The 11,694-nt window shown below is 39.9% G+C and carries 4 protein-coding genes; all 4 read right to left on the reverse strand.

What is annotated here, in order from left to right:
* Positions 1–41 precede the first annotated feature (41 nt).
* A complete protein-coding gene (locus WDA22_15790) occupies positions 42–4,163 on the reverse strand; it encodes an alpha-amylase family glycosyl hydrolase (protein MFA5834938.1) in 4,122 nt (1,373 codons plus the stop codon).
* A gap of 415 nt (positions 4,164–4,578) precedes the next feature.
* Positions 4,579–6,375 (reverse strand): AGE family epimerase/isomerase, encoded by a 1,797-nt coding sequence (locus WDA22_15795; protein ID MFA5834939.1) that lies wholly within the window; start codon positions 6,373–6,375, stop codon positions 4,579–4,581.
* A gap of 480 nt (positions 6,376–6,855) precedes the next feature.
* Positions 6,856–10,839 carry a choice-of-anchor D domain-containing protein gene (locus tag WDA22_15800; protein MFA5834940.1) on the reverse strand — a complete coding sequence of 1,328 codons (3,984 nt, stop codon included), beginning with the start codon at positions 10,837–10,839 and terminating at the stop codon, positions 6,856–6,858.
* Between the two features lie 71 nt (positions 10,840–10,910).
* On the reverse strand, positions 10,911–11,123 hold the full coding sequence (locus tag WDA22_15805; protein ID MFA5834941.1) for a LuxR C-terminal-related transcriptional regulator: 213 nt from the start codon (positions 11,121–11,123) through the stop codon (positions 10,911–10,913).
* Between the last annotated feature and the right edge of the window lie 571 nt (positions 11,124–11,694).

An 11,694-nucleotide genomic window follows, 5' to 3' on the forward strand; every position in this document is an offset into this window, starting at 1 on the left:
AGCAAAAATCGCTTCGGGATTTTGTTGCAAATAATCTGATATTATTTCATCAGCATCATCTTTTTCACCTGAACAAACCGTTTACCAGGATCACCTGTGCTGGTTGCTTCAATACGATAAAAATATATCCCTGACGACACGGAAGCAGTCCATGTTGCATCATGCCATCCAGCCGTTTGTTCTCCGTTTACCAGTTCTGTTACCACCTGTCCAAGCACATTAAAAATCTGAATTTTCACTCTGCTATTTTCCGTTAATCCGTAACGCAGCGTAGTAGCAGGATTGAATGGATTCGGAAAATTTTGTTCGATTACCATATTGTTCGGTATATTCACAGGATTTTCCGTAAGAACAGAGACGGGAATGGAATTGAGTCCATAATAAAAGACTCTTGCCTGATAATTTGTCAGCGTAACAGAAACTGCTTTCCTGTCTGCCGGCACAATGGTATAGACTACACCGGTAAACATGTCTGTAAGGTAGTACGTGCTTTTCCCATCGTACGGCATTGACGTGACATCGAGAGTCACTGTCGGAGAAGTATTTTTAAAATTAGCGACCGTTAAAAGTGTTTTATTACCGCTGACGGATGAATATGAATATACTGCCGCCGTATCCGAGTTTATGATGCGGTTAATAACTGGATTGTAGATATAGTCTTTCCTGATCTTAACCAGCCGTGCAAAATACGGCTGAAGAATATTTGGATCAGTCCAATTGATGATATTTCGCTGGGTTGCTTCGCCTACTTCACCGCCGGAATAAATGAGAGGAATACCGTTCAGGGTAAACACTATCGTGTGCATCAGTAAAGAGCGTTTACTATCAAACATCGATACGGCTCTTGTCTCATCATGATTCTCAACAAAACGGAACGGCCTTCCAAAGTTCGGATACGATCTCATTACTTGTTTATGCACATTGCCCAGCGTATTGGAGCCATTTAAGACACTGATCATTAATGATCGCAGATCCCAATCGTAAGCGGAATCGAATTTTTTCTGATAAAAAGAGGAGTCGGATGAGGAAGCTTCAGCAAGAAGATAGACATTAGGATTAACACTTTTTATCCCTTTTCTCCACTCATTCCAGAACACATTGTTTCGTTGTTCCACTCCCCACGCAACATCGCATCGGTATCCGTCAATACCATACTGTTGAACCCAGTATTTTGACACATCAATAAAATATTTTTTGACGTCGGGATTTTTATAATTCAAGTTTGGCAATGAAGACCAATCAAAGAAATATTGATAACTCGATGCACCCGGTTCGCCCGACCATAAATAAAAATCTGCCCATGGAGAATATCCTTTATGCTTGAAGACATTTTGCATGAACGGATGAGTAACGCCAGTATGATTGATGACAAGATCCAAAATAATTCTGATCCCATTTTGTTTTAAGGCCGAAATCATATTGACAAAATCGATGCTGGTTCCATAGTCGCTTTCGAACGCATAATAATTGCTGGTCTCATATCCGTGCACAGTCGGCCCATCAAACACCGGCATGAACCACACTGTATTAACTCCAAGAGATTTTAACCTGCCGATATTCGCTGTGATGCCTTGAAATCCTCCCTGTTGGGAAAATGAGCGGGGAAATATTTCATAGATGACCGCTGAATCGATCCACGCTGCATGATAATTGTCATCTGCCGAAGCGAGATAGATCGAATCGCCAACAGCCTTTACCGTAATTTTTGCAAATGCTGAATTACTTTTAGTATCGCTTGCGTGTGCTGAAAAGATATATTCTCCATCCGTACTCGGGAGTGTGATATCAGCGCTGTTTGTTGTCGATGGAATCGACACCGCTGCAGGATTGTTTGCGTCGCTTTCCCAAGTATAACTAAGTTGTTCACCAATTGGTGACGTTGCAGTTGCATTCAGCGATATTTTTCTCCCATCCACTGTTCCCGTGAGTTGAATGATCGGTTTCTTGTCCGGTGTGTAAGTCAACACCAGTTCTTTGGATGTTGTGGTAACATTGTTTGTATCAACAATCTTTACAAAAATACTATTTTTGCCTTCCTTCAATACCACAGAAATATCAAATTTACCATTGGTGATATTGTAATCTGTTGCCGTACCATTAAAAACAAAGGAGATTTTTTTGAGCAACGTATCAGTAACTGAACCGCGCACCGTAACATTGGAATACCAATATTCAACACCGGGAGTATAAAATGACACGTATGTTTCTTTACTGGCGAGACTATCCGAAATCTGATCAGCGGTGACAGGGAGCAATCCTCTTCCGGTACCGTCAAGCAAAACCAATCGTGAATTGGAAGGTGAATAGTTTTTTAAAATTCTGTTTTGCCAGAAACTGCTTCGGATAAACGCTGCATCATAGATATCGGGGTCTTCTACAGCGGCGTTTCCTCCTTCTGCAACTGTTACTTCATATCCGTTTCCGCTTTTATCGGTAGAAGCAAGATACGAAAAGAGAGAAAATTGTCTTTCCTGCGTCCACCCTCCCATAAACCTGCCAAGAAAAGCAAGACTCACCGTAAATTCGAATTTCTTTGTTGTGATAGCATCACCATTCACAGCGATGGAATCCGTATGATACGTTACGGGATTATTGGCAGTCATAAATCTGTTCTCAACCAGTGAGTTTTGAACGCTATTTCCCGGAACACCAATCGAGGCAAACACACCTTGACCGTTCCAATCCGGAAGTTTAATATCAAGTTGCCGCGGATCATTCACAAAACCGACAACAGAATTGCTAATCAGCAATCCGATCCTTGTCCGTTCATCAATCGTTTTCATTTGGATGATAAATTTCAGTGAATCATGAAGAGTGGTTTCTTGTACCACAACGGAGAGAATGTCGGCCGAACCTGCTGTCACGCCTGTCGGATAAGAATATTGTTCATCTCCAATACCGTCAACAGTATACACTCCTTTTGATGCAGTCGTTATTCCAAAAGAAAAAATTTGATGTGCAGAAATACCTTCTTTATTCTTAAATGTACATTCAACGGTGTGTCTTCCTGCTCCTGAAAATGCTATTTCCGCATTGACAGTACCATCAGATTGATATGCATGGACCGAAGGACTTCCATCATACAGCATGACGATACTCCCTGAATCGATGCCTTTCGATGTTGCCCCGGGACGAAGGAGAATTTTAAACTTAACTGTCGTATCCTTTCGAAATGTCTGATTCTCCATTGGATAAAGGAGTTTCAGCGACGAAATTGTATCAGCGACGACAACAAAACGATTGTTTCCGCTGACAGAATTAATTGTCGAGTAATCAGGATCGTTCTCCCATGATATTTTATTTAATTTAATTTTGTATTCAATGGTATCCGGCTCCAGCATAACAGTTGTTTCCCACACTCCGTTTCCGGAGATGTTGTTCATCGGATTAAATGAATCATTCCAATTGTTAAAACTCCCCACAACGGCAACATCCGTTAATGTTTGTGCGAAGACAACAGATTTATTATTCTGGTCATAATAAAAATCCACCGGTACTTTATATACTTTCTGATTTGGATCTCTTGAGAACGTTGCTGTTTTTGTATCAGTGCCTGCTGGTGAAGAGATTGACACATTCACTGTATGGTCACCAACAGATAACGGAGGGTTGGGTAAGTAAATAAATTCTTTCGAAGTGCTATTGTAATATTGCGCGGGGTTGTTTAACGCCGTGCCATCAATCTTCACAATCAATGCTGACGGATCAATCGGTTTATCGGTAGAATATGCAATAATCACACGAATTGGATTTCCGTATTTTGACGTATCAACATACACTTTATTTTTTGAGTCTTTATCCCGAGGAAGAAGGTACGAGATCATTGGATCGTTAACGAGCAGCATTGAATTATCATTATCCGAAGTGTTGATTCTTGGATTATCGGGATCTCCATACGCAAGACCCCAATCGGCATTCATACAAAACTTATAGGCATAATCCGTACCGGCCGTGAGGGGAATGGTAATAGTATATTCACCGTCATTGTCCGCGTCTGACATTTTCATTGCATCATCAGCGTTATTCCAACCGTTCATCGTGCCGACTAATCGAAGAGCGGTAAAATTTTTATTCGCGGGTCGAAAGTGAAATGTAACGGGGACGGATTGAGCCAATAGTGTAGAACAGTAGCAGAAAAACAGTAAAAGAAATAATTTTTTCATTATGCACCCAAATGGTTGTTTATTAAAAGTGAGCGGGAAGACTGTATTATTCGGAAAGGAATCTTGAATCAATCAAGATGTACTATCATTTGGCATTACCGTGATCTGCGGGTAAGTATAAACGATTTCCGAAATAATGTCCTTCTTTATTATTATAGAGGAAATATATTTTGTAAAAGTGAAGCGGTGTTCAAGATAGGATATTACATCAACAATTAAGACTGTTTTTCAGCTATCTTAAATAGGTATGTTTTTCACTCCCCTTCGAACGTCTAAAAAATTCTCATTGGGACACCAAAGGCGTGGAAGGGCTTCCGCATAGTAAGCGATAAAGAGAGAATAGTCAAGAAAAATAATCTCATGAAAAAGCCCAAGCGGTGGTTTGCTTGGGCTTTTTTTGAGGTGCCATTTGGCACTATTTAACCAATAACATTTTTTTCAATTGAACATGTCCGCCACTTTGCAGTTTGGCGAAATACATTCCGCTTGCTAGTTGTCCGGCATGAAATGTTCGTTGATGTTGAACACTGGCTTCAAGATATTCATCGGCGAGCGTTGCCACTTCTCTACCGATCGCATCATAGATCTTTAATGATGTGAATCCTGAAACCTGAAGCGTAAATCCAATGGTTGTTGTTGGATTAAACGGATTGGGATAATTCTGATGAAGCATAAAATCATGTGGAACATGATCGTTCAATGCAACACCCAAAGAATTTTTCGTAGGCGCATACGTCACTGAAAATATTCCATCAACATTTGCCGGGAGCGTTACGGTAAGATTCGATGAATCATAATTTGCATACGTGTTTCCGTTTCGTGTTACCGACGCAATCTTCAGATATCCTTCAGGCACTCCGATCGGACGCATGCGTAATTGACGCGACTGTGGCTGTGCACTGAAGCTGTAATAAAGTCTCGCAGGCTCTTTCTTCACCAATAATGCTCCGTACAAGTAGGTATAATAACCAGTCTCGATGGAATGGTATGCCGCCTTCCCGCCGCTCCCTTTGTTCGTACCCCATTGTGCAATCAAGCCGCCGTATTTGTTCGTATTCTCAAAGACGTCGCCATACACATGGTCCACAAAATATTTCATGAAGAAATCCAGCGTCTGGTCCGCCATCTTCAGATATTTTTCTTTCCCCGTCAGTTGATACAGCATCATTCCGGAGGTGATCGCCTGTTCCATCTGCCAATATGCTTTTGCGGTATCCGAAATTCCGTTCATTAACATCGCACCGGTGATGCGGTTATAATCTTTATACGGTCCGCCGTTCTGATGATCGTATCCTTTATCCAGAACATTTTGCACAAGCGCTTCCGCCGTGGAGAGATAGAGCGGTTTTTTTTCCAACTGGTAGATCCGGGCAAGACACCATGCCGTCTTCAGTACGTGCCCCATAATTGTTCTAGTTTCGTTATTATTGCTGCTGCTTCGTATTTGCCACGATGATGTATATAATTCGGCGATCCCGATCTGCTGAGAACTAGAGCTCGCGGCGATATACGTTAACATATTATCCGCCAATTCCAGCAGACGCGTTTTGTATTTTTCTTCACCCGTCATAAGATACAGATGAAGCACATGAGTAGTGATGGCATCAACCGTAGCGTTGAAGCTTTTGTCCATCGGATTGGTTCCGTTTGCCGCAACATAATCATAATAGCCGTAGGTAGACGGCGTGGAATCCCACAGTTTTGATTCGTTATACGCATATCCTTTCAACAACCAATTTCGGTCAATGGTATCATTCGTCGCTTCATAGGATGCTGCAATCCCAAGCACTGCATAATGTTGGTAGAATGCTGTTTTGTTTGCGGAAGGATTGGTGGGCGTTCCCGCACTATTCAGATCATTATACCAGCCGGTATTTGTTTTATCCCATGAATACTTATACATAAAATCGAGAGCATATCGTGCATAGCGGAGATATGATGTATCACCCGTCATCTGAAATGCACGGATAAATCCGTACGCGTTACGCGTCTGGTTCAGCGTATTTTTAATCGTCGAGCCGAATTGTTTCCCCTCACGGTTGATGTTCACATAGAATCCGCCGCCGATCGGATCGTACGCTCCCTTCCATAACTTTGCGCAACTGTCCACATACCCGAATGTCATCTCCGGGTTTTGGAGATATTGCGATTGATAAATAGTTTGCGAAGCAAGTATTTGAATGAAACCGAGCAGAATAACCAGATGTTTCATAATTGTCTTTAGAGGAATGATTCAGTTAGTGGAATGACTCGTAGAATTTACAAAAAGAAAGTGGAAGAAATGAACGGAAAATCGAAAAAATTATTGCACTGCTGAATGGCGAAGACAGTTTCATTACTATTCTGGCGATGCTCACTACATCCTTTGTCCTGTTCAAGCAAAAAAACCGTAACTTATTCATGTTTGCCCAGAAATAGGCTCTTCCGGTTATACTTGCTGCGAAGGCAACTTTCATTGTGAAATTTACTGGAATTGTAAAAGACTGCTTCGCGTTTCATTGATAGCCATTGTACGAAGCTGTGCTTCGGTAGGATATCGTTTCCAAACAGAGTTGGGAACAATAAGAAGAGAAAGTAGTCAAGGAAAATAATTGATCAAAAAAGCCCAAGCGGTGGTTTGCTTGTGCTTTAAGACTATAACCTTGCGAAGGTTAAGAATCAATTCCATGAATCATTACAAAGTTTAGTATTCTCATTTTAAAAGCAGCATCTTTTTCACCTGCACAAAGCGATTATTTGGATTATTGACATCAACAGCTTCAAGCCGATAAAAATACAATCCGGTTGAAACATTTGCATTCCAAGTAATTCTCTGCCAACCTGCGCTTTGTTCGCTATGGACAAGATTTGCTACTTGCTGACCTAGAACATTATATATTTTTAATGAAACAGAACTATTATTTGGTAGACCATAACGTAATATTGTTGTAGGATTAAAAGGGTTTGGGAAATTTTGATTTAGACTATATTGTTTTGGAATAATGTCATCGCTTAAAATAAATGATGTAGTCGAATTGCCAACCCCTCTTAATGATATTGGGATGATTGCGTTTTGTTGATTAGAATATATGAACACCGTGTCGCTGAACATGCGAATCGTATCTGGTTTGAAGATGATTGCAAACATTGATGAATCATTTTTTGAAACAAACACAGGAGCTGTAAAAGATTTAACAGTAAACACCGCACCTGTTTGTTTTCTTAATGTTTTAAGAGAATCTATTCTTAATTTATTAATAGAATTATTTTTAACCAAAATAGTTTTGATGGCTGTTGAATCTTTATAAACATTTCCAAAATCAAGAGTAGAAACTGACGCAGTCATAGATGGGAACGGGGAAAATCCCGTCAGTGGGTATGTCTTCTGAACACTCATTGAAGTAATCATTAGGGTATCATTATATTCAAGAAATGTTAACGGCTTGAATATGATAAAGAAAGAAATACTATCCTGGCTTTTTACGGTGCCACTATTATTACCGCTAATAGTAAACGCGATTGATTTATTTCTGATGTCTTGATAGATCAGATCATTCACCGAAGTATTCTTAATAACAAACTTTTGTACGGTTGAATCACCTACGGCAATAGTATCTTTGCGATAGATCGTTGGTATTAAAGTCAATACTGGCAATGGCGACTCCCCTTTGAGTTGAATTTTTACCAACCTGTTAACAGATGTATTTCGCAAATATAGCGTATCCGTGTAAATATCAAATGTATCTGCTGTAAAAGATATTATCACACGGAGTGTTTCGTTCATTAAGACTGTTCCCTTTGATTTATTTACCATATAATATTTAGTCATTGTATAGATCGAATCTATATCAAGAGTGTTTATCGACCCGTTCATTATGCGAAGTTCTTTAGTCTGGACTTTTCCTTTGTTAACAAGCTGCCAATCAAAGTTGGTTTGATTCAGGGTCAGTATTGGTTGCGGTGAATTTCCGCTCAGACTGATCGTATCGGGTGTTGTTGCATCATTGCTGGCAATTAGTATCTTTGCACTAGATGACGCAACGGTTGTCGGAATGAACTTTATCGTATCAACAAGCGAACCGTTGGGTGGGATATTCCTCAACGTCGGCACAGCACTGTATTGAGTATTGTTCGATGTTATATTACTGATTTTCAATGTATCAATTCCCTTGTTCCATATCGTCACAGTATCCCACTTTAGAGCGTTAAGAGACACATTTCCCAGATCAATACTTGATCGGCTCAATACTAAAACAGGTATTCCCACTCCATTTCCATTCACACTGATCGTATCAGGCCCAAAAGGATCATTACTGCTGAAGATTATCTTCCCACTTCGTATTCCTAACGAATCTGCCGTCATACGAATTGTGTCACTCTTACCTTGTCCCGGTGGTATCGTTAAAATCGTAGGATGAACTGTGAAGCAACTCTTTGTGCTTAATATAGAAGTGATCTTAAGTGTGTCTGTTCCAACATTACTTATTGTTATAATAGTATCCCTTTTGTCTGTCAGTTTTACTGTTCCATAATCCAGCACAGTTGAACTAAATGTTAACACAGGGCCGGTTGTACTCACTCCCGAGCCGATAACAGTTAATGTATCAGGACTCGTCTGGCAGTTACTCGTAATCACCACTTTCCCTGTTATTATACCAATGACACTCGGTGTAAATATTATCGTATCCATCACAGATAGGTTCGGTGGAACTATTAACACATTTTTCGATATTTTCCATATAATACTCGACGCCGTTATACTACTTACCTTTAAGGTGTCTGTTCCAATATTTCGAATCACTATTGTATCTCGTCCAGTTTGACCTACCTTAATTTTTCCTTGGTCAACACTTCTTCGACTCAATATAAGGATTGGTACCCCACCGCAAAATCCACTCACACTGATCGTATCGGGTGTGGTTGAATCATTGCTAGTGATCAGTATCTTCGCGCTCGATGTGCCAATGGCAGTCGGAATGAACTTCAACGTATCGATCAGTGATCCGTTCGGTGGGATATTCCTTACTGTCGGCACTGCTGTGTATTGCATATTGGTTGACGCAATATTGGTAATCTTCAGTGTATCAGTTCCATTGTTATAGATTGTCATTGTATCATTCTTCAATGTGTTAAGAGCTACTATCCCCACATTGATACTTGCTCTGCTCAATGCAAGAATAGGCACTCCGCTACAGAATCCGCTCACACTGATCGTATCAGGAGTGGTCGTATCGTTACTTGCGATAAGTATTCTCGCACTCGATGATCCAATGGCTGTCGGGATGAACTTCAGTGTATCTATCAGCGATCCGTTAGGTGGAATACTCCTTACGGTCGGTACAGCACTGTATTGAGTATTGGTCGATATTATATTACTGATTTTCAATGTATCACTTCCCTTGTTCCAGATCGTGATTGTATCCTTCTTGAAAGTATTGAGAACCACATTTCCCAGGCCAATACTTGATCGGCTCAATACCAAAACAGGTATTCCCACTCCATTTCCACTTACACTGATCGTATCAGGCGTTGTCGCATCATTGCTCGTAATAAAGATTTTCCCACCTCTTACTCCAATAGAATCTGATGTAAATCGAATTGTGTCTATTTTGGTCAACCCAGGAGGGATAGTCAATATTGTCGGACGAATACTAAAACAGCTTTTTGAACTTGTAATCGATGTAATTTTTAATGTATCAGTTCCTATATTACTTAATGTTATAGTACTATCAACAAATTGACCCAATTTAATATTCCCAAACATGAAAGAGACGGATGAAAGTGAGATTACCGCTTTCCTATTCGGCGGAATAATTGTGAGAGTAACTATTGTGCTATCACTATTTATTCCATCGGTAACAATAAATGTAATGTTCTTAAAAATACCAGTATCTAAAATTGTAGTTGACCACTTAAATTGATGCGATTCAGCATTGAATGTTGATCCATATGGTAAATTTTTTGCGATGTAAAATAGAATATCTCCGTCAAGGTCTATTGCATTTATGGTGATTCTAATATTATTACCAGAATATATTGTTGTGTCTTGCATCTGTGTGATTACCGGTGGATTATTAGCACTGCGTAATACGGTTATAGCAAAAATCGTACTGTCACTGGCTGAACCATCGCTGACAATAAACGTGACATCCTTATACCGCCCTGTGTCTGTACTCTGAGGAGTCCACTTTAATTGATGTGTCTCCGGATCGAAGGTAGATCCATACGGTAGGTTCTTTGCGCTAAATACCAGAACGTCACCATCTGTGTCAGTTGCATTGATTGTTAACTGGAATACTGTCCCTGCGCTGATTGTCGTATCCTGTAACTGCGTAATCACTGGTGGATTATTAGCACTTCGTATCACGGTTATGACGATCATCGTACTGTCACTGGCTGAGCCGTCGCTAACAATAAATGTAACATCCTTATACCGCCCTGTGTCTGTACTCTGAGGAGTCCACTTTAATTGATGTGTCTCCGGATCGAAGGTAGATCCATACGGTAGGTTCTTTGCGCTAAAAACGAGCATGTCCCCGTCTGCATCGCTTGCTTTGACCGTTATCTGAAATACTGTTCCTGCGTTTATTGTCGTATCTCGCATCTGGGTGATTACCGGTTGAGCAGCTGTTAAAATAGAGATGCTTATAACAGGTAATAGTAGAATTATATGCAGAATAGCATTATTCTTTTTCATGAAATCTTACCTCCAATAATAGATCCAATCGTAATTGTGATATTACAAACATTAAATAGATATGAACGTAATCATTCAATCTCCCCTCTTCGTATCGCCTCCGCAACCACTGCTGTTGTATTATGAACATCAAACTTATCAAAGACACTTCGCAAATATTTATCGATCGTAAAAACACTTTTATTCATTCGGTGCGCAACTTCCTTCTCCGTAAGTCCATGCGACAATAACTGGAGCAGTTGTTTTTCGTTTGGCGTAAGTTGGTGAGCAATTTCTTTCCCCATGATAAATATGATTTTGTTTTCTAAAACACAGTACGTGATTTCGTACTTAAATGAATACGCATATATATCGTTTCATTGGTAGGCCTATGCTGAAAATAAAATTGCCTCTTGAAATTTAATTTTCAAAAGGCTATGAAAGATCAATTTGTGATGCTATTAAATACAAGGCAATACCTCAATCATGTTTTCATAATCCTGAGAGTAGCACTCGCAGGTAGCTGCAATTTAACCGCTATGATTAGAAAACATCATTATTAATGGGTGTGATGTAACCATTATTATTCCATTAGTCAACTACGTAAGTTCGTAGTTGAAATGATCAAGGACAAAGTTATCTGATATATTTTGAGCGACTTTTTCTCCGTAAAACCTTGCGACAGCAATCGAATGAGTTGTTGTTATATGGCGTGAGCTGGTGAGAGATTTCTTTCATCATAAAACTATGGTTTGTTTTCTTAAATACAGTGCGAAATGTCGTGCTTGTATAAATACATATATCGTTCCATTGGCAGACCTATAAAGAAATAAAAATGCCTTTTGAAAAATATTTTTCAAAAGGCATTGAACGGTG

The organism is Bacteroidota bacterium (assembly GCA_041658205.1).
GTDB lineage: Bacteria > Bacteroidota > Ignavibacteria > UBA10030 > UBA8401 > UBA8401.

Bases quoted from the DNA above. Each gene is read 5' to 3' on its own strand.
- WDA22_15790 (MFA5834938.1), bottom strand. From the start codon at position 4,163: ATGAAAAAATTATTTCTTTTACTGTTTTTCTGCTACTGTTCTACACTA.
- WDA22_15795 (MFA5834939.1), bottom strand. From the start codon at position 6,375: ATGAAACATCTGGTTATTCTGCTCGGTTTCATTCAAATACTTGCTTCG.
- WDA22_15800 (MFA5834940.1), bottom strand. From the start codon at position 10,839: ATGAAAAAGAATAATGCTATTCTGCATATAATTCTACTATTACCTGTT.
- WDA22_15805 (MFA5834941.1), bottom strand. From the start codon at position 11,123: ATGGGGAAAGAAATTGCTCACCAACTTACGCCAAACGAAAAACAACTG.